Origin of the sequence: Microbacterium sp. W4I20 (genome assembly GCF_030816505.1) — a bacterium.
Lineage (GTDB): Bacteria > Actinomycetota > Actinomycetes > Actinomycetales > Microbacteriaceae > Microbacterium.
Genome location: NZ_JAUSYB010000001.1, coordinates 3,340,147 through 3,359,123, shown reverse-complemented (window position 1 = coordinate 3,359,123; position 18,977 = coordinate 3,340,147). Strand labels below are relative to the sequence as shown.

At 70.1% G+C, this 18,977-nt stretch carries 17 protein-coding genes; 6 read left to right on the top strand and 11 right to left on the bottom strand.

The features are described from left to right. Nucleotides 1-73: 73 nt before the first annotated feature. Together QFZ21_RS16250 and QFZ21_RS16245 are read left to right on the top strand one after the other, a co-directional pair. Nucleotides 74-415 carry a hypothetical protein gene (locus QFZ21_RS16250; RefSeq protein WP_307379633.1) on the top strand — a complete coding sequence of 114 codons (342 nt, stop codon included), beginning with the start codon at nucleotides 74-76 and terminating at the stop codon, nucleotides 413-415. Nucleotides 416-574: 159 nt separating this feature from the next. Next, nucleotides 575-2,011, top strand: a complete 1,437-nt coding sequence (locus tag QFZ21_RS16245; protein WP_307379632.1) for a dicarboxylate/amino acid:cation symporter — start codon at nucleotides 575-577, stop codon at nucleotides 2,009-2,011. Nucleotides 2,012-2,192: 181 nt separating this feature from the next. On the opposite strand, the gene QFZ21_RS16240 is transcribed toward QFZ21_RS16245, so the two are convergent. Both QFZ21_RS16240 and QFZ21_RS16235 read right to left on the bottom strand, forming a co-directional pair. Then, a complete protein-coding gene (locus QFZ21_RS16240) occupies nucleotides 2,193-3,923 on the bottom strand; it encodes a sodium:proton antiporter (RefSeq protein ID WP_307379631.1) in 1,731 nt (576 codons plus the stop codon). A gap of 9 nt (nucleotides 3,924-3,932) precedes the next feature. Next, nucleotides 3,933-5,120, bottom strand: a complete 1,188-nt coding sequence (locus tag QFZ21_RS16235; RefSeq protein WP_307379630.1) for an NAD(P)/FAD-dependent oxidoreductase — start codon at nucleotides 5,118-5,120, stop codon at nucleotides 3,933-3,935. Between the two features lie 75 nt (nucleotides 5,121-5,195). Here QFZ21_RS16235 and QFZ21_RS16230 point away from each other — a divergent pair, with 75 nt between their 5' ends. The 3 genes from QFZ21_RS16230 to QFZ21_RS16220 all read left to right on the top strand — a co-directional run bounded on the left by QFZ21_RS16230 (nucleotide 5,196) and on the right by QFZ21_RS16220 (nucleotide 7,139). Continuing rightward, nucleotides 5,196-5,684 carry a MarR family winged helix-turn-helix transcriptional regulator gene (locus QFZ21_RS16230; RefSeq protein ID WP_307379629.1) on the top strand — a complete coding sequence of 163 codons (489 nt, stop codon included), beginning with the start codon at nucleotides 5,196-5,198 and terminating at the stop codon, nucleotides 5,682-5,684. A gap of 68 nt (nucleotides 5,685-5,752) precedes the next feature. Continuing rightward, complete coding sequence (locus QFZ21_RS16225) at nucleotides 5,753-6,793, top strand: LLM class flavin-dependent oxidoreductase (protein WP_307379628.1); 1,041 nt, start codon at nucleotides 5,753-5,755, stop codon at nucleotides 6,791-6,793. A 136-nt stretch (nucleotides 6,794-6,929) separates the two neighbouring features. Then, nucleotides 6,930-7,139: a methyltransferase gene (locus QFZ21_RS16220; protein ID WP_307379626.1), complete on the top strand. Its 210-nt coding sequence runs from the start codon at nucleotides 6,930-6,932 to the stop codon at nucleotides 7,137-7,139. A 45-nt stretch (nucleotides 7,140-7,184) separates the two neighbouring features. Here QFZ21_RS16220 and pheA read toward each other — a convergent pair whose 3' ends face one another. Continuing rightward, nucleotides 7,185-8,135 carry a prephenate dehydratase gene (gene pheA, locus QFZ21_RS16215; protein ID WP_307379623.1) on the bottom strand — a complete coding sequence of 317 codons (951 nt, stop codon included), beginning with the start codon at nucleotides 8,133-8,135 and terminating at the stop codon, nucleotides 7,185-7,187. Between the two features lie 78 nt (nucleotides 8,136-8,213). Here pheA and pgm point away from each other — a divergent pair, with 78 nt between their 5' ends. After that, nucleotides 8,214-9,887 (top strand): phosphoglucomutase (alpha-D-glucose-1,6-bisphosphate-dependent), encoded by a 1,674-nt coding sequence (gene pgm, locus QFZ21_RS16210; protein WP_307379620.1) that lies wholly within the window; start codon nucleotides 8,214-8,216, stop codon nucleotides 9,885-9,887. 51 nt (nucleotides 9,888-9,938) lie between these two features. Here pgm and QFZ21_RS16205 read toward each other — a convergent pair whose 3' ends face one another. The 8 genes from QFZ21_RS16205 to QFZ21_RS16170 all read right to left on the bottom strand — a co-directional run bounded on the left by QFZ21_RS16205 (nucleotide 9,939) and on the right by QFZ21_RS16170 (nucleotide 18,884). Continuing rightward, a complete protein-coding gene (locus QFZ21_RS16205; protein ID WP_307379618.1) occupies nucleotides 9,939-11,054 on the bottom strand; it encodes a glycerate kinase in 1,116 nt (371 codons plus the stop codon). Continuing rightward, a complete protein-coding gene (locus tag QFZ21_RS16200) occupies nucleotides 11,051-12,109 on the bottom strand; it encodes a LacI family DNA-binding transcriptional regulator (RefSeq protein ID WP_307379617.1) in 1,059 nt (352 codons plus the stop codon). The genes QFZ21_RS16205 and QFZ21_RS16200 overlap by 4 nt, the downstream gene beginning before the upstream one ends. A 113-nt stretch (nucleotides 12,110-12,222) precedes the next feature. Next, entirely contained in the window at nucleotides 12,223-13,284 is a 1,062-nt protein-coding gene (locus QFZ21_RS16195) for a LacI family DNA-binding transcriptional regulator (protein WP_307379614.1), read from the bottom strand. Between the two features lie 77 nt (nucleotides 13,285-13,361). Then, the gene (locus tag QFZ21_RS16190) at nucleotides 13,362-14,243 is read right to left on the bottom strand and encodes a sugar phosphate isomerase/epimerase (RefSeq protein WP_307379612.1); all 882 of its coding nucleotides are present in this window, start codon (nucleotides 14,241-14,243) and stop codon (nucleotides 13,362-13,364) included. Beyond that, nucleotides 14,240-15,433 (bottom strand): dihydrodipicolinate synthase family protein, encoded by a 1,194-nt coding sequence (locus tag QFZ21_RS16185; RefSeq protein WP_307379609.1) that lies wholly within the window; start codon nucleotides 15,431-15,433, stop codon nucleotides 14,240-14,242. The genes QFZ21_RS16190 and QFZ21_RS16185 overlap by 4 nt, the downstream gene beginning before the upstream one ends. A 4-nt stretch (nucleotides 15,434-15,437) precedes the next feature. Then, nucleotides 15,438-16,601 carry a Gfo/Idh/MocA family protein gene (locus QFZ21_RS16180; RefSeq protein ID WP_307379607.1) on the bottom strand — a complete coding sequence of 388 codons (1,164 nt, stop codon included), beginning with the start codon at nucleotides 16,599-16,601 and terminating at the stop codon, nucleotides 15,438-15,440. 95 nt (nucleotides 16,602-16,696) lie between these two features. Beyond that, a complete protein-coding gene (locus QFZ21_RS16175; protein WP_307379604.1) occupies nucleotides 16,697-17,833 on the bottom strand; it encodes a cobalamin-independent methionine synthase II family protein in 1,137 nt (378 codons plus the stop codon). Nucleotides 17,834-17,903: 70 nt separating this feature from the next. Continuing rightward, on the bottom strand, nucleotides 17,904-18,884 hold the full coding sequence (locus QFZ21_RS16170; protein ID WP_307379602.1) for a LacI family DNA-binding transcriptional regulator: 981 nt from the start codon (nucleotides 18,882-18,884) through the stop codon (nucleotides 17,904-17,906). Nucleotides 18,885-18,977 lie beyond the last annotated feature (93 nt).

The following is an 18,977-nucleotide window of genomic DNA, read 5'->3' as shown; positions in this document are numbered from 1 at the left end:
AAGGGGCAGCACGGGCACATCTCCCCATGCAAGACCCTCGCCAATATTCCGGAGGGCCGATAGCGTCGGGGCCATGAAGATCAACGACCGCACCCTGCGCACGCCCTCCCGCCTCCTCCTCGCGCTGCCCATCGCCGCATTGGCGTTCTCGCTCGCCGCATGCGGCGGCCCCAGTCGCCCCTCGTCCGACGACGTCGCCGAGGGCCTGCAGAAGGTCTTCGAAGGAACGGCCGCGGGTGAGGTCATCACCGAAGACGTCGCCTCCTGTTTCGCGGACGCCCTGGTCGAGTCCGACCTGAGCAACGAGACCCTCACGTACATCGCGAACGGCGAGGACAAGCAGAAGAATCAGGAAGAGAAAGACCTCACCACGCAGATCATCCAGGACAGCCAGGCGGAGTGCATCCCGCAGTAACCACTGCGCCGGGGCTGGCGCTGAAGGATGACGGATGCCGCGCGCGGCGGCATCCGTCATCCTTCGTCATATCGGCCCGGGGAATGAAGCGGCGCTCCTAGCGTTAGGCGTTATGGCGCGCACTCGGCTCGCCGCGATTCCTGGAGTTCCCCACACACCATGAGCACCACCGCACGCGCCCAGAAGGCGCCCGACACCCGCGGTCCGGTCCGGAAGCTGCTGACATCGTTCGGCTTCCAGATCCTCGCCGCCCTCGTCCTCGGCATCGCCGCCGGCCTGCTCGCGCGCCAGCTCGGCGCCACGGAGGACAGCCCCAACGGACTGTCCGCGACGCTCGACACGATCGGCAGCTCGTATGTGACGCTGCTGCGCGCCGCCGTCGTCCCGCTGATCTTCACGGCCATCGTCGCGAGCATCTCGAACCTGCGCCGTGTGCAGAATGCCGCACGCCTCGCGGGCCAGACGCTGCTCTGGTTCGCGATCACCGCGTTCATCGCGGTCAGCATCGGCATCGCGCTCGGCCTGGTCATCCAGCCCGGCTCGAAGGCCGGCGAGGGCCTCACACCCGGTGAGCCGTACACGGTCGGCACCTGGTGGAACTTCCTGCTGGGCCTCATCCCGCAGAACTTCCTCGGTCTCGGCGCGAGCACGCAGGTCGATCTCGAGACCGGCAGCGCCACCTCGAGCATCAGCTTCAACATCCTGCAGGTCATCGTGGTGGCCGCGGCCGTCGGCATCGCCGCGCTCAAGGCCGGCAAGAAGGCCGAGCCGTTCCTGGCGTTCACCGAGTCGCTGCTCAAGGTCATCCAGCGCGTGCTGTGGTGGATCATCCGCATCGCCCCGCTCGGCACCTTCGGCCTGATCGGCGCCGCCGTCGTCGAGTACGGCTGGGAGAAGCTGGCGTCGCTCGCGTGGTTCGCCGCCGCGATCTACATCGGTCTCGCGCTCGTGCTCTTCGTCGTCTACCCGATCCTGGTGAAGACGCACGGCCTGTCGATCACGCAGTACTTCTCCGGCGTGTGGCCGGCCGTGCAGCTGGCCTTCGTCAGCCGCTCGTCGATCGGCACCCTGCCGCTCACCGAGCGCGTCACCGAGCGGAACCTCGGCGTGCCCCGCTCGTACGCCTCGTTCGCCGTGCCGTTCGGCGCGACGACCAAGATGGACGGATGCGCCGCGATCTACCCGGCCATCGCCGCGATCTTCGTCGCCCAGTTCTTCGGCATCGAGCTGAACTTCGTGCAGTACCTGCTGATCGTGATCGTCTCGGTCGTCGGTTCGGCGGCCACGGCCGGCACCACCGGCGCGATCGTCATGCTCACGCTGACGCTGTCGACCCTGGGCCTGCCGCTCGAGGGCGTCGGCCTGCTGCTCGCGATCGACCCGATCCTCGACATGGGCCGTACCGCGGTCAACGTCGCAGGACAGGCGCTGATCCCGACCATCGTGGCGAAGCGGGAGGGCATCCTGAACGAGGAGCTTTACAACGCTCCGCGCGAGGGCCTCCCCTTCGCCGACGATGCCGACGCCGACGCCGACGCCGACGAGGCTCCCGACGCGGACACCGCTTCCGCCCAGGAGCCGGTCGCCACCCGCTGATCCCGCTTCCCCGGAGCGCCTCGTCCCTCGTGGGGCGGGGCGCTTCGGCGTTCCGGCCCGACACACCGGGGGCCGACACGCCAGATGTCGGACATGAAACCGGGATCGGTCCGACACTTGGCGTGTCGGCCACCAAAATGGAGTGGGTTGGATGGGGTGGGGTTGGGGGTGAGGAGTGGCGCTACGCGCGGCCCTGCTGGCGAGTGGCTCCGCGGGTGTCGAGGGCGAGCTCCTCGGCATCCATCGCGGTCAGGAGCTCGCGCATGACCTCCTCATCGAGGTTGCCGGCATCGCGCTCCGCGAGCAGGATCTCGCGTCGCACCTGCAGCCAGCCGCGCGACAGCGCGACCAGGTCGTCGTAGGAGGGGCGGCTCGCGGCATCCTCCACCTGCTGCGCCTCGTCGGTGTCTCTCCCTACCCGGGTCATGCGCGTCGCGAACGCGTCGAAGAGCGGCATGTCGACGTGGCCGTGCTTGGTCTCCCACTCGAGGCGCTTCTCGGCGAGGTACGCCTTGCCGGCCTCGCGGCTCTTCTCCTTCACGGCGGCCAGCGCCTTCTCGTCCTCCGCATGATCGACGTCGCTCGCGATGCCGAGGCGCTTGATGAGCAGAGGCAGCGTGAGCCCCTGCAGCAGCAGGGTCGCGACCGTGACGATGAACGCGACGACCACGATCGCGTGCGACGCCTCTTCGTCGAGAGCCGCGAGGTCGGCGGCGGCGAGCGCGGTCGCCAGCGTCACGACGCCGCGCATCCCCGCCCAGGAGATGATCGCGTTGTCCTTCGCGGTGAGCTGGAGCCCGGCCATCCGCTCCCGGACGATCTGCGACCGCAGCTCCTGCGAGCTGTACTGCCGCCAGCGCCCGGACTTCTCGCGCCGCTTGTCGAACTCACCCGACGCGATGCCGCGATCCATACGCGCGAGACGTCGACGGTCCTGGTAGTTCGACCAGGCGCTGACCGGGTAGATGTACAGCGGACGCACGACGAGGACGACCAGCAGCACCGCACCGGAGAGCAGCAGGATGTGCTCCACCGACTCGCTGCCCAGGTCTCTGAGCACGCGGGGGAACTGCAGGCCGATGTAGGCGAACACGAAGCTCTCCAGCAGCAGATCGGCCGAGAGCCACAGCGGCTTCTCCTGCTGCCGGGTCGTGTAGTCGGTGCGCGGGGCGTTGAAGCCGACGAACAGTCCCATCGCCACGACGGCCAGCACGCCGGAGCCGAGCAGGTGCTCCGCGATCGCGTAGGCGCCGAAGGGCGCCAGCAGCCCGAACGTGCCGATGACCACCGGGTCGCTGATGCGCATGCGCAGCTGATGCAGGACCACGCCGAACACGAGGCCGACCGCGACGCCGACCCCGACCGCGAGCAGGAACTGCCCGATCCCGTCCGCGACCGAAACGGCCGTGCCGGTCAGGATCACGGCGAACACTCGGTACAGCGTCAGCGAGGTCGCGTCGTTGATGAGGCTCTCGCCCGAGAGCACGGTCATGATGCGCCGCGGCAGCCCGAGCTTGCGGCCGATCGCGGCTGCGGAGACGGCATCCGGCGGGGCGACGATCGCACCGAGCAGCAGCGCACCGGGGAGCGTGAGCGAGGGGAAGATCCACCACGCCACGAAGCCGACCGCGACGGCGGTGAGCAGCACGAGCGTGACGCCGAGTCGGCGGATCTGCGGCAGGCTGCGTTTGAAGCCGACGAACGAGACGTCGAGCGCGGCCGAGTAGAGCAGCGGAGGCAGCACCAGGTTCAGCAGCAGGTGCCCGTCGATGTCGACCTCGGGCACGAACGGCAGGAAGGATGCCGCGAGCGCCACGACCGTGACGAGGAGCGGTGCCGGCCACCCGCGCCATCGCGCGACCGCCGCCACCGCGACGGCTCCGACGAGGACGTAGAAGATCTCGGCATCCATCGGGCCAGGTTAGCGCGCGGCCTCGTCGACGACGCCCCGGTAGAGGTGGTTGTTGCGCGTATCGGAGGAGGCCTTGCGCAGGAACATCGGCAGCATCGCGTCGCGCAGGGCGAGCCCCAGCCGCGAGCGGGTCACACGCTTCTGCTTGTTGACTGCTCTCGCGTACCGGACGACCTCCTCTGCCCGCGGCTGCCGCTGCACCTGGTACTGCGTGAACGCGGCGACGTGCTCGCCGGCGTCGTGGAGGCAGCGGGCGAGGACGAAGGCGTCTTCCAGAGCGAGGGATGCCCCCTGCCCCGCGCTGGGCGAGGTCGCGTGCACGGCATCGCCGACCGCCACCACTCGACCTCGATGCCACCGCGGCACATGCACCAGGTCGTAGAGAGGGTAGGCGCCGATTTCTCCCTCAACGTGGTCGAGGATCTCGGGCACAGGAGACGGATCGTCGGAGTGCAGGTCCCGCAGGCGCTGCAGCCAGGTCTCCAACGGGATCGCGCGGAAGCTCGAGCGATCCCGCTCTGGTTCGGTGACGTTCGCGAACCAGAGGACCGTCCCGTCGTCGCGCACCAGGTATCCGAAGAACGAGCGGGCACCGAAGACCATCCGCTGCGTCAGCGGTGTCGGCGCGACACCGGGCACCCTGGCCATGCCGCCGATGCTGACGAGCCCGCTGTACTCCGGCTCAGGAGCGTCGCCATCGATCCAGCGACGGGTGGGGGAACCGACGCCGTCCGCGCCGATCAGGATGTCGGCCTCGGCTGTCCTGCCGTCCGCGAACAGGGCGGTCACGGTCCCCGGCTCCTCGTGGACGTCCTGCAGGCGCGCGCCGAGCGTGAGAGGGATGTCGGCTTCTGCCACAGCCTCACGCAGCACCTGGTTCAGCCACGCTCGGCGCACGACGGCGCTCCCCCGGTCGGGATCTCCGGCCGGTCCGTTCGGCACGACACCCAGGAGGGTTCCGCGGCCGCTGTACATCTCCATGTGCGGGCAGCGGTGCGCGTCTTCCCGCAGGCGTTCCTGCAGTCCGAGTTGCTCGAGCACCGCGAGGCCGTTGGTTGCGACGTTGAGGAACAGGCCGCCGTCGGACGCGTGCTCCGCCCGCGCCTCGAAGATCTCGCACTCCCACCCCTGCCGCGCGAGAAGCAGTGCCGTGGCGGTTCCCGCGACCCCACTGCCGATGATGAGCGCCTTGGGCATGGCATCTCCCCTATTCTGGAAACAGACGTCGAGAGTCTCTGAAATAGAGTCTCTCTATATTAGAGAGAGTATTCGATGGCCGAATCCCCGTCAAGCCGATCCGATGCGCTCGAGCGCCATGGCGCCGCGATGCGGGAGTTCATGGCGCGTGCCGTGCTGTTCCAGGAGGCGGTGGCGCGCTCCGGCGGCCTCAACGGCACCGACCTGCAACTCGTCGGGCTTCTCATGAGCGAAGGGCCGACCACCCCGGGCGAGCTGGCCCGGCGCGCGGGCCTCACTGCCGGCGGGGCGATCACGGCCGCGGTCGACCGGCTGGAGCGCGGCGGATACGTGTCGCGGTCGCGCGACGCGGAAGATCGCCGACGCGTGCTCGTCGCGGCTGTACCGGAGGCCGTGTTCGCGCGCGTGGGCGACGTCTACGGTCGGGTCGCGGCGCGATGGGGCGAGTATCTCGACACCCTCGACGACACGGAGCTGGCCTTCGCGACGGATCTGCTCGAGCGGGCCGCGGCCGTCAATCGGGACGAGATCGAAAATCTTCGAGGAGAGCACGCACCGCGCTGACGAGAAACCCCGGGTCAATCCGACATCCTCGGGGAATTCCCGACGCGGCCGGCCTGTTGCATCCATCGATGTCCGATATCGCTCTCTCCGTCCTCGATCTCGTCCCGGTCCGCTCCGGCCAGACCAGTGCCGAGGCCATCTCCTCCTCGCTCGACCTCGCCGCCACCGCCGATCGTCTCGGCTACCGCCGCTACTGGTTCGCCGAGCACCACAACATGCCGGCCGTGGCATCCACCACTCCGCCCGTGCTGATCGCCGCGGCGGCCATGCGCACCGCGCAGATCCGGCTGGGCTCGGGTGGTGTCATGCTGCCGAACCACGCACCGCTGATCGTCGCCGAGCAGTTCGCCGCGCTCGAGGCCATCGCGCCCGGACGCATCGACCTCGGTCTCGGACGCGCACCCGGCAGTGACCCGGTGATCACGCAGCTGCTGCGCCAGGCGGGCACATCGAGCGACGTCGAGCAGTTCCCCCGCCACGTGCAGGACATCGCCGCGCTGGTCTCCGGCGACGGAGCGACGCTGCGGTTCACCTCGGGCGGCGAGTACACGGTGCGCGCGACGCCCGCCGCCACCGGCACCCCGGAGGTCTGGCTGCTCGGGTCGAGCGACTACTCCGCCCAGCTCGCCGCATCCCACGGCCTGCCCTACGTCTTCGCGAACCATTTCTCCGGGCAGGGCCTCGAGCGCGCGCTCGACCTCTACCGCACCGGATACCAGCCGAGCGAGGAGCACCCGGAGCCCCGCACCTTCCTGACCGTGAACGCGGTCGCCGCCCCGACCGCGGAAGAGGCCGAAGCTCGCGCGCTGCCCCAGCTGCGCATGATGGCCCGCTTGCGCCTCAACCAGCCTCTCGTCGCCCTCGACACCGTGGAGCAGGCACTCGCCGCCGAGACGGATGCCGCGACCGACCAGGTCACCGAGGCCGCGCGTTCCCGCTGGTTCGTCGGCACCGGCGAGTCCGTCGCCGCAGAGCTCCGCTCGTTCGCCGCCAAGTACGGGGTCGAGGAGGTCATGCTCTCCCCCGTCGCGGCATCCTACGAGTCCGAACCGAAGGACACCGCCACCGGTCGCGCCCAGACACTGGAGCTCATCGCCGCCGCACTCTGATCGAGAGCACCCTGAGAGGCGCGAAACGCCGATCCACGCGCTGTCAAGCCCTGGCGTCGGCCGTACGCGAGGCGTAGCGTCACCACCAGAACACCGGCGGTGCAGCTGCCGGGTCTGCAGTGGAAGGAGTTCGACGATGAGCACCACCAAGACGCTCGCCCTCTGGGTGGCCTACGGACCCAACGGCGTGGTCGGCAGCATCCGTCATGATGAAGGCGGCTATGTCGTCACGATGGCGGGATCGGATGCCGTGACCGGCACCTACCCGAACCTCGCTTCGGCCAAGGGCGCCTTGCATTCCCATATGTCGCCCGGCAGTGCGTGGCCCCGGTTCCAAGAGCACTGACCGAGAGGCCCGAGCCCCCGGCGCCGCGCGCTGCGCGCGAGGGGCTCAGTCCTCCGGTTCGCCGGAGAGGATGCCGCGCAGCCAGTCGCGCGCCTCGACGAAGATCTCGTCGGAGTAGCGATCGGGGTACTGCACGATCTGCCGGTCCGCGCGCGGGTAGGAGCCGAGGAAGACCACGCGAGGGCTGAAACGACGGATGCCGAGCAGTGCGTCGGCCATCCGCTCGTGCTCGATGTGCCCGTCGGCGTCGATGACGAAGCGGTAGCGGCCGAGCTCGTCGCCGATCGGACGGGACTCGATCAGCGACAGGTTGATGCCGCGGGTGGAGAACTGCTCGAGCATCTCCAGCAGCGAACCGGGGTGGTCGTGCGGCAGCTCGACGATCAACGAGGTCTTGTCGGCGCCGGTCGGCGCGGGCGGGGTGGTCGTGCGGGTGACCAGCACGAAGCGGGTCACGGCCTGCGCGTTGTCGCCGATGTCCTCCGCCAGCACCTCGACGTCGTAGTGCTTCACGATGCCCGGCGCCGCGATCGCGGCCTGGGCGGGCAGCGTGCCGTCGAGCACGCCGATCGCCGACGCGACATTGCTCGCCGCCGGCACGTGCGAGTGCGACGGCACGTGATCGCCGAGCCAGCCGTGGCACTGCGCATACGCGACCGGATGCGCCGCGATCACCTGCACCTCATCCAGGGTGGTGCCGCGGGGAGCCACGAGCACGAAGTTCACCCGCACCAGATACTCGCCGATGATGCGCAGTCCCGGCAGCGTCGCGAGGGCATCCTGCGTGGTGGAGACGCCGCCCTCGATCGAGTTCTCGATCGCGATCATCGCCGCGTCGCTGCGCCCCTCGAGCACGTCCGACAGAGCCTCGCCGACGTTGTGCACCGGGCGCCAGACCTGCCCTCTGGCCTCGGCGACCTGGTCGAGAGCCGCCTCCGTGAAGGTGCCGGCAGGGCCGAGATAGCTGTAGGTGCGGCGTTCAGTCACGCGTTTCACCTTAGCCCTCGACGACTCCCCCGCGATTCGGATGTCAAGACGGATGCGATCCCCGGGAACAGGGGGCAGACTGAGGGGATGACGAGCCGTGCCGGCCTCCCCGCGGAGGAAACTGACCTGATCGACGTCGACGAGCTGATCGCCGCCTACTACGACCGCGTGCCGGATCCGGGAGTCGCCGCCGAACGCGTGGTCTTCGGAACCAGCGGCCACCGCGGCTCCTCGCTCACGAGCAGCTTCAACGAGACGCACATCCTCGCCACCACCCAGGCGATCGTCGATTACCGGAACTCGCAGGGAATCACCGGCCCGCTCTTCCTCGGCCGTGACACCCACGCCCTCTCGCTGCCGGCCGAGCGGAGCGCCATCGAGGTGCTGCTCGCGAACGGCGTCGACGTGCGGGTGGACTCCCGCGATTCGTACGTGCCGACCCCGGCCCTCAGCCACGCGATCCTCACCTACAACCGGGCTCTTCGACAGGCTCAGGGATCCACGGAGGGAACCAGCGAGGGCAATGCCGGTCGCGCCGACGGCATCGTCGTCACCCCCTCGCACAACCCGCCGCGGGACGGCGGCTTCAAGTACAACCCGCCGCACGGCGGACCGGCCGACACGGATGCCACGGGCTGGATCGCCGACCGCGCCAACGAGCTCATCGCGAACGGGCTCGAAGGGGTGCAGCGCGAACGCTTCGCCGACGTCGACTGGGATGCGATCACGGGCTACGACTTCCGCGACGCCTACGTGCGCGACCTCCCCACGATCATCGACATCGACGCCATCCGCCGCGCCGGCGTGCGCATCGGGGCGGATCCTCTGGGCGGAGCATCCGTCGAGTACTGGGCGCTGATCAAAGAGATGCACGACCTCGACCTGACCGTCGTGAACCCCGAGGTCGATCCGACCTGGCGCTTCATGACCCTCGACTGGGACGAGAAGATCCGGATGGATCCGTCCTCCCCGTCGGCGATGGCCTCGCTGGTCTCCAAGAAGGGCGACTACGACGTGCTCACCGGGAACGACGCCGACGCCGACCGGCACGGCATCGTCACCCCGGATGCCGGTCTGATGAACCCGAACCACTACCTCGCCGTCGCGATCGACTACCTGTTCTCGCATCGCGACCAGTGGCCGCGGGATGCCGCGATCGGCAAGACCCTCGTGTCGTCGATGATCATCGACCGCGTCGCGGAGTCGCTCGGCCGCCGCCTGCTGGAGGTGCCCGTCGGGTTCAAGTGGTTCGTGCCGGGGCTGCTCGACGGCTCGGTCGCGTTCGGCGGCGAGGAATCCGCCGGTGCGTCGTTCCTGCGGCACGACGGCTCGGTCTGGTCGACCGACAAGGACGGCATCCTGCTCTGCCTGCTCGCCGCCGAGATCATCGCGGTGACGGGCAAGACCCCGTCGGAGCGCTACGCCGAGCTCGAGCAGGCCTTCGGATCGTCGGCCTACCAGCGCGTGGATGCTCCGGCCACGCCCGAGCAGAAGTCGACCCTCGGCAAGCTGTCGCCGGATGCCGTCACCGCGACGACCCTCGCCGGCGAGGAGATCACGGCGAAGCTGTCGCATGCCCCCGGCAACGGCGCGGCGATCGGCGGCCTCAAGGTGCAGACCGAGCACGCCTGGTTCGCGGCGCGCCCGTCGGGCACCGAAGACGTCTACAAGCTGTACGCCGAGAGCCTGCGCGGCCCCGAGCACCTCGCCGAGGTGCAGGCCGAGGCCCGCGCGGTCGTGTCGGCGGCGCTCGGTGGCTGAGATCGGCTGAGATCGGCGGAGACACCCGTCCCGGTCGTCGCGCTGGCTCACTCAGCGACCGGGGCGTGATGCCCGCGCCAGCGCCGCGCCGGCCTCGCGCAGCCAGCGGGCGGGCTCGGCGAGTGCGGACTCCGGCGACCCCGCGAGCTCGGTGAGCGAGGCGGATGCCGCGAACAGGCTCGCGTCGGAGTCGGTGGTGATGCGTCCCGCGGCCAACATCGCGTGAGCCCCCGCATCCGCAGCGAGTCCGGCGATGAACGAGGGGACCTTGCCGTCGCCGGACTGCCCGTCGTAAGAACCTTCGCCGGTGACGACCACATCGGCATCGGCGATCGCATCCGCCAACCCGATCAACTCGGCCACCTCGGCGGCCCCGGGGGCGAGCACTCCACCCCACACGACGAGTGCGCCGCCGGTGCCGCCCGCCGCCCCCGTGCCCGGCTGGCCGGCATCGAGGCCGAGCAGCCCGGCGAGACGTGTGAGCCCGGCGTCGGCGCGCGTGATGGCGGTGACCGAGTTCAGGCCCTTCTGCGGGCCGAAGACGGCGGATGCTCCGCGCGGACCGACCAGGGGGTTGGTGACGTCGGTCAGCACCCGCACCTCCGGCGCCGCGCGCAGGCCGGTGAGGTCGACGGACACGAGGTCGTCGAGGCCGCGGGCTCCCCGTGCGACCGGTTCGCCCGACGCATCGAGGAATCGGGCGCCCAGCGCCGCCAGCATCCCGGTGCCGCCGTCGGTCGATCCGCTCGACCCGATCCCGACGACGACCCTCGAGACCCCGTGGTCGAGGGCGGCCGCGATCGCCTGACCGAATCCCGTGGTGTCGGCATCCCAGGGCCGGAGTGCGTCGAGCAGTTCGATGCCGGAGGTCGAGGCGAGATCGATCACCGCGGTCCCCGCCGGCGCGTCGGCGGATGCCGGAAGGAGCAGCCAGGAGGATTCGATCGGCCGACCGGCCGGACCGTCGACCGTGACCGGCATGCGCCGCGCCCCCGCGACAGCCGCTTCGAAGGCCGCGACGGTGCCCTCGCCGCCGTCGGCCATCGGACGGTGCACGAACTCCGCGTCCGGGTCGACCGCGGCCCACCCCGCTTCGAGCGCCGTCGCGGCATCCGCCGCGGTGATGGTCCCCTTGAAGCTGTCCGGTGCCAGCACGACGCGGGTCATGCCGCCACCTCCGGGGTGCTCTCTCGCACGACCACGTGGAGCGGAAGCGGAGGCTGCTCCCAGTCCGCATCGACCGTCGCCCGGAACGCCTGGTATCCGACCTCCGTCAGGGGCACGCGCACGCTCGTGAGCGCAGGGGTGACATCCGTGCTCGACGGCACATCGTCGAACCCGCACACCGCGATGTCGGCGCCGATCTCCCGGCCGGCATCCCGGATCGCCGACATCGCTCCGATGGCCACCACATCGCTGATCCCGAACACCAGCGTGCCCCTCTCCACTCCGTCGGCGAGAGCCTCTGTCATCGCCGTCCTGCCCGATTCGCGGCGGAAGTCCCCGCGCAGCACCCGTTCGAGCCGGCCGCCCGCCGCTTCGAACCCCTCCCGGAAACCCGCGAGACGCTCATCCGACGTGCGCACGCCCTCCGCGGCGCCGATCGCGAGGGCGACCCGATATCCGTGCTGCGCCAGGCGGCGGCCCAGCTCCCTGGCACCGCCGCGATTGTCGATCTCGACCTGCCGACCTCCACCGGCGGACGGCCCGAACGAGACGGTCCGGCCGCCCCGGCGCGTGTACTCGGCGAGCTCCCGGGCGGTGTCGGCCTCCATCGGCTCCTCGGTGCGCGACGCGGCGAGGATCAGGCCGCGCGGACGCTGACCCCGCAGGGCGCGCACGATCCGCGCCTCGCGTGCGGCATCCCGCTCGGTGATCGCGATCGTGACGACAAGTCCGTGCTCGTCCGCACCTCGGGCGACCCCCGACGCGATCAGGCCGAAGTAGGGGTCGGCGATGTCGGCGACCAGCAGCGCGATCACGGGTGACGTGCCGCGAGCGGTCGCCTGCGCGGAGACGTTGGCGGTGTATCCGAGGTCGGCGGCCGCCGTCTCCACGCGCTCCCGGAACGACTCGGCGACCTTGCGATCCGATCCGTTCAACACCCGCGACGCGGTCGCGAGCGAGACACCGGCCTCGCGTGCCACATCGTCGAGGGTCGGAGCGGACGTCCGCTCGGGACGTGCTCGGCGCGCGAGGGAAGGGCTTTCCGGCGAGTCCATGCCCCGAGCATAGCGGCGCAGAGCGGCCCGACCGGCCGCGTGTTCGACAGCCTGTTCAACAGCCTGTTCGACGGCCTGATCGACGGCCCGTTCGACAGCGCGATCGAGGCCCGTCAGCCGGCTGCTGCGCCGGTGGATGCGCGCACGATGAGCGTCGTGGAGAGGTCGAAGCAATCGTCGGGGCCCGCGGACGCGGTCACGCGCCCGAGCAGCTCGCGCATGGCGTGGTCGCCGGCTTCACGGAGCGGCGACCGGATGGTCGTGAGCGGCGGCGAGGTGAAGTCGGCGCCGAAGATGTCGTCGAAGCCGACGACGCTGAGGTCGGCGGGGATGCGGATGCCGGCGGCGACGAGCTCCTGCATGAGGCCGATGGCGATCAGGTCGTTGTAGGCGACGACGGCTGTCGCACCGCCGGCGCGGACCTGCTCCGCCGCGCTGCGCCCTCCGGCGATGGTCGGCGCCACCGGGTCGAGGCGCATCAGCTCGATGTGCGCGGCGTGGCACTGCTGCGCGAGGAGTTCTCCCCGATGGTGGCCCATCCAGGACAGCGCCGGACCGGGCAGGTAGGCGATCCGCCTGTGCCCGAGACCGCGCAGGTGTTCCACCGCTTCGGCTATGCCGTGCTCCGCGTCGGGCACGACCGAGACGACGTCGTCGACGATCCGATTCACGACCGCGACCGGCTTGCGTCGAGCCAGCGCGCGCACGAGATCGGCGGAGATACGGGGCGTGGCGAGAAGCAGGCCGTCGACCATGCGCAGCATCCGCTCCGCATTCTCGAACTCGCGCTGTTCCGATTCCTCGGACTCCGAGAGCACCAGCGTGTAGTCGGCCCGGGTGGCAGCGGCCTCCGCGCCGCGGATCACGTCGAAGAACACCGGATTGGTGATGTCCGACACGACGAGGCCGACGATCGAGGTACGCCCCGTCGGCAGTGCCCTGGCCATGGGATTCACGCGATAGTCCAGCGCATCGGCGGCGGCGCGGATGCGGGCCTCCGTCGCCGCGCTGACCCGCCCCGGACGGTTCAGCGCCCGGGACACGGTGGACGGGTTCACTCCTGCCAGCCGCGCGACATCGTAGATCGTGACGGTGCCCGTGGCGCCTGGCGCCGTCGTCTCCTCCGATGCCGTCGCGGATTCCGCCGTCGGTTCGACGCCGCCGTTCTCGATCATCGGACCCCGTTCCCCCTCGCGACCTGTCCGCCCCAGGCGCCGGCCGATTCGGAGTCCAGCCTACGGAGTCACCCCCGTCAGCGCAGGTGCGGCGAGATCGCCGACGCGAACGACACGGCGGTGCGGCGTACGACGTCGTCCGGAGCATCCGCCCAGATGTCGGCGTTGAACAGCTCGACCTCGATGTCGCGGTCGTAGCCGGTCTCCAGGACGGCGCGCGTCAGCGAGCCGAAGTCGATCACGCCCTCCCCGGGGTAGTGGCGCGACAGCAGCACGTCCGCCGCGAGCGGAGTCTTCCAATCGCACACCTGATACGTCGCGATCCGCCCTTCGCGCCCGGCGCGGGCGATCTGGTCGAGCACCTGCGGATCCCACCAGATGTGGAACGTGTCGACGGCGGCTCCGACGACATGCGGCTCGAAGTCGGCCGCGATGTCGAGCGCCTGGCCGAGCGTCGAGACCACGGCCCGATCGGACGCGTACATCGGATGCAGCGGCTCGATCGCCAGCGTCACACCGGCGGCCTTCGCGTCGGGAGCCAACGCGCCGATCGCATCGCGCACGCGCTCGCGCGCACCGATCAGGTCGCGCGACACCTCGGGCAGTCCGCCCGCGACGAGCACCAGCACGGCGGTCGAGCCCTCGGCCCCGGCCGCGGCCAGCGTCGCGGTCTCCTCGATCGCCCGTCGGTTGTCGTCGAGGGCCGCGACCCGCTCCGGTCCCTCGGGCAGCGTGAAGAACCCGCCGCGGCAGTGCGTGGTGAAACGCAGACCGGAGTCCTGCAGCATCCGCGCGGCGACATCGAGGCCGACCTCGTTCACCGGCTCGCGCCAGAGGCCGATGGCCGGGATGCCGGCATCCGCCGTCACCCGGAGGGCGGTCGCGAGGCCGGCGTACTTGATGGTCGCCTGGTTGATCGAGAGTCTCTGATCCGGTCCCTGAGCCTGCCGAAGGGTCATGCGTCGACCCCGTTCAGCCGCAGCATCCCGTGCCAGCGCTCTCGGGCGAGCTCCGGGTCTTCCAGCGCGAGCGAGGCGTTGGCGAGCCCGACGATGCGACTCAGATGCGGGAGGCTGCGCGCGGAGTGCAGGCCGCCGACCATCTGGAACGCCGGCTGATGCCCGTTCAGCCAGAACAGGAACGCGACGCCGGTCTTGTAGTAGAAGGTCGGCGCCGCGAAGATCTGCCGGCTGAGCTCCTCGGTCGGGCCGAGGATCTCGAGGTAACGGGAAGGATCGCCGTCGTCGAGCGCCTGGATCGCGGCGGAGGCAACCGGCGTGAGCGCGGCGAAGGCGCCGAGCAGGGCGTCGGAGTGCCCTTCGTCTCGCTCCGCTCGCTCAGGAACCGGCGCAAGGGCGTCGCCGCCGATGAGGCTGACGTAGTTGAAGTCGTCGCCGGTGAACATGCGCACGCCCTCCGGGAGGCTCTCGCGCACCGAGATCTCGGACTCCGCGTTCAACAGGCTCATCTTCACGCCTGCGACCTTGCCCGGGTTCTCGGCGATCACGTCGAGCAGGACTCCGGATGCCGTCTGCCAGTCGTCTGCGCCGAAATAGCCGGCGAGCTCCGGGTCGAATGCCGTTCCGAGCCAGTGCAGGACGACGGGAACCGTCGCCGATTCCAATACGGATCGGTACACACGACGGTAGTCATCGGCACTCGTCGCGACCCTGGCCAGGTGGCGTGACGCCATCAGCACCGGGCCGGCGCCCTGCTCCTCGGTGAAGTGCAGCTGCTCCTTGTAGGCGTCGATCACCTGGTCGAGCGAGACGTGCGTCTCGGTCAGGTGATCGGTGTTGACGCCGACCACGACCGAGCCGCCCTCTTCGCGGGCGACCTCGGCGCTGCGCGCGATCAGCTCGCGGGTGGCCGCGGCATCCAACCCCATGTTCCGCTGCGCGGTGTCCATGGCATCGGCGACGCCGAGACCCCAGGAGTACACGTTCCGCCGGAAGGCGAGCGTCGAATCCCAGTCGATGTCGGCGGGCTGCCCCGGGGTGTTGTCGGCGTGCACCTTCGGTACGACGTGCGCGGCCGCGTAGGCCACGCGACTCCGCAGAGCGGATGCCGGACGGGTGAAGGATCCGCCGGCGTTCAGCGCAGCATCCGTCACCGTCCCGTCGGCGGCGAGGAGTCGCAAGGTGGTCATCGCGTCAGTCCAGGCTCAGTGCCGACAGCACGACCTTGCGGCCCTCGGCGCTGGAGGTCAGGCCGGCCTCGGCGAACTGCACGCCGCGCGCGCCGGCCAGCAGGTCGAACGGGTAGTCGGTGCCCTCCACATAGGAGACGAGGTACTCCTCCCACTGCTGGCGGAAGCCGTTGAGGAACACGTCGTTGGTCGGCACCTGCTGCCAGTCGGCGTCGTAGTCGCGAGTGTCCTCCAGATCGGGGTTCCACACCGGCTTGGGCGTGGCGTTGCGCGGCTGGATCTTCGCGCCGAAGAGCCCGACCACGGCGGAGCCGTGCGTGCCGTCGACCTGGAACTCGACGAGCTCGTCGCGGTTCACGCGCACGGTCCACGAGGAGTTGATCTCGGCGATGATGCCGCCCTCGATCTCGAAGATGCCGTACGCGGCGTCCTCGGCCGTGGCGGTGTAGTGCTCGCCCTTCTCGTCCCAGCGGTCGGCGATGTGCACGGCGGCCTGCGCATAGACGCTCTTCACCTCGCCGAACAGGTTCTCGAGCACGTAGTTCCAGTGCGGGAACATGTCGGTGATGATGCCGCCGCCGTCTTCGGTGCGGTAGTTCCAGCTCGGCCGCTGCGCGGGCTGCCAGTCCCCCTCGAACACCCAGTAGCCGAACTCGCCGCGCACCGAGAGGATGCGGCCGAAGAATCCGGAGTCGATCAGGCGCTTGAGCTTCTGCAGGCCGGGGAGGTAGAGCTTGTCGTGCACGACGCCGGTCTTGACGCCGGCGCTCTCGGCGAGACGGGCGAGTTCCAGCGCCTCCTCGAGCGACTCGGCGGTGGGCTTCTCGGTGTAGATCGCCTTGCCGGCGGCGATCGCCTTGCGGATGGCGGAGGCGCGGGCCTGGGTCACGAGGAAGTCGGCGTAGATCTCCCACCGCGGGTCGGCGAGGGCCGCGTCGAGATCGGTCGTGTAGTCGTCGATGCCGTGCTTCGCGGCGAGCTCGGCGAGCTTGGCCTCGCTGCGGCCGACGAGGATCGGCTTGACCGTGATGCGCGAGCCGTCCGGCAGTTCGATGCCGCCCTCGTCGCGGATCGCGAGGATCGACCGCACCAGGTGCTGCCGGTAGCCCATGCGTCCGGAGACGCCGTTCATGATGATCCCGATCTCGCGGGTGGGGGTCTGCGTCATGGCTGGTCCGATCTCGGGAAGCGGGTGCGCTCCGACCGTGTGGGTAAGCGCTTTCCGAGATCATGACATGAACCTAGTCACGGTGCAAGCGGAAGCTACAGCCGGGAGCTGGCCAGCTCAGCCCCGGCCACGAGCGTCTCGAGCTTCGCGAAGACGATGTCCGGGTCGACGGCGCCGAACCCGGCGAAGGTCGAGAACCCGCAATCAGCCCCGGCGATCACGCGGTCAGAGCCGACGAGATCCGTGAATGCGGCGATGCGCTGCGCGACGACCTCGGGATGCTCGATGAAGTTCGTCGTCGAGTCGATCACTCCGGGGATCAGCACGAGGTCGTCCGGCACGATGTCCGCGTGCTCACGGAACGCCTGCCAGTCGTGCTGATGGCGGGGGTTGGATGCCTCGAACAGCAGCCCCCGCGGCTTCGCCTTCACGAGGACCGGGAGAATCGTGCGCATCTCGATGTCGCGGTGGTGCGGGCCTTCGTAGTTGCCCCAGCAGACATGCAGGCGCACCCGGTCGGCCGGCACGTTCCGCAGCGCATGATTGAGCACTTCGACGTGGCTCTCGATGAGGGTGAGGTACTCCGCGTCGGTGCGGTCCTTGTACGTCATGTGGCGACCGAGCCCGAGATCGGGGCTGTCGAGCTGCAGGATGAATCCGGCCTCGACGATGGCCTCGTATTCGGGTCGCATCGCCTCGGCGAGGGCCTCGAGGTAGGCATCGTGGTCGCCGTAGTACTGGTCGGGCTGGAAGAGCGCGATCACGCCCGGCGCAGCCGAGTTCATGAACGCTCCGGCGGGATGATGCCGCTCGACGGCCGACTGGAGGTGCCGCAGATCCGCCTCGAGAGGGGCCTGTGTCTTCGGCGCGACCGGGCCGACGCAGCAGGGGCGGCGGTAGGTCGGGGTGCCGCCGCTCGACGCCTGGCGCCGGAGGAAGCCGGGGAAGTCCTCCAGGTCGGCCGGCGGGGTGCGCGGGCTGTCGCCGTCGAATCCGGTGATGCGGTCTTTGACGTAGGTCGCATAGGAGATCTTCGACATCTCCCCGTCGGCGACGAGATCGATCCCCGCGGCTACCTGGCGGGCGACGACCTCGTCGACCGCCGCACCGATCACGGCGTCGAACTCCGCCTGGTCGATCGATTCACCGCGTTCCTGCGCGAACACCAGGTCCGTGACGGCGCCGCTGCGCGGCAGGGATCCCACGTGCGTGGTCAGGATGCGGTCAGCCATGTCCGCAGTTTGGCATACGCATGCATCGCTCGGCCAGCGGAACAGCCTCTGCGCCGCGAGACCTCGCCTCTCAATGCCGCGTCGTGCTGTCGCGTTCGACGAGCAGCGTGGGGATCACCGCGGTGTGGGATGCCGCGGCATCCGCCCCCTCGATGTCCGCGACCAGCGCGCCGACTGCGCGGTGGGCGAGCGTCGTGAAGTCCTGGCGGATGGTGGTCAGTGGCGGCCGATAGTTCGCGGCATCCGGCACGTCGTCGAACCCGATCACGCCCACGTCCTCCGGAACCCGGCGGCCGGCCTCGGCGAGCGCGCGCAGCAGCCCCAGCGCCATCTGATCGTTGGCGCAGAACACGGCGGATGCTGCGGCCAGGGCGACGCCGGCCGCGAACCCGGCATCGGCGGACCAGTCGCCGCGGACGACCTCGGGCGCATCGATGCCGGCCGCGGCGAGCGTCTCGCGCCAGCCGCGTTCGCGCTCGTTCGCGGCATACGAGTCCGCGGGCCCGGCGAGGTGATGAACGGTGGCGTGGCCCAGCTCGAGCAGGCGAGCGGTAGCCGCAGCCGCGCCGCCCCGGTGGTCGCTGTGCACGGTCGCGAGACCGGCATCCGACGGCGCGTCGACCACCACGAGCCGCAGGCCCGTCGGGCGCTCCTGTGCCGATACCTGGGCCGACGCCTCGTTCAGGACGATCGCGCCGTCGACCTCCTGTTCGGCGAGGCGCTCGAACGCCGCCGCGACCCCCTCGGCCGCGGTCACGACGGTGAGGGCGTAGCCGCGCTCGGCCGCCGCCTCGGCCGTGGCCTGGAGCATCCTCGAGTTTCCGACGGTCGCGAGCGTCGTCACGACGAGTCCGATGGTGTGCGATCGTCCGGTGCGCAGGGCGCGGGCGGCACGGTGCGGACGGTAGCCGAGGTCGGCCATCGCCTGCTCGACGCGGGTCCGGGTGGCGGGGTCGACGCGGGGGCTGTCGTTGACCACGCGGGAGACGGTCTGCCCGGAGACGCCGGCGCGCGACGCGACCATGGCCATCGAGACACGGCGGTCGGTCATCCGCATTCTCCGTTCACCACTCACGCGCGTGCACAAGTCACGCGCGTGCACAACTCAGGAATGTTGACGTTACCACGGCTCTGTGCGTACCAT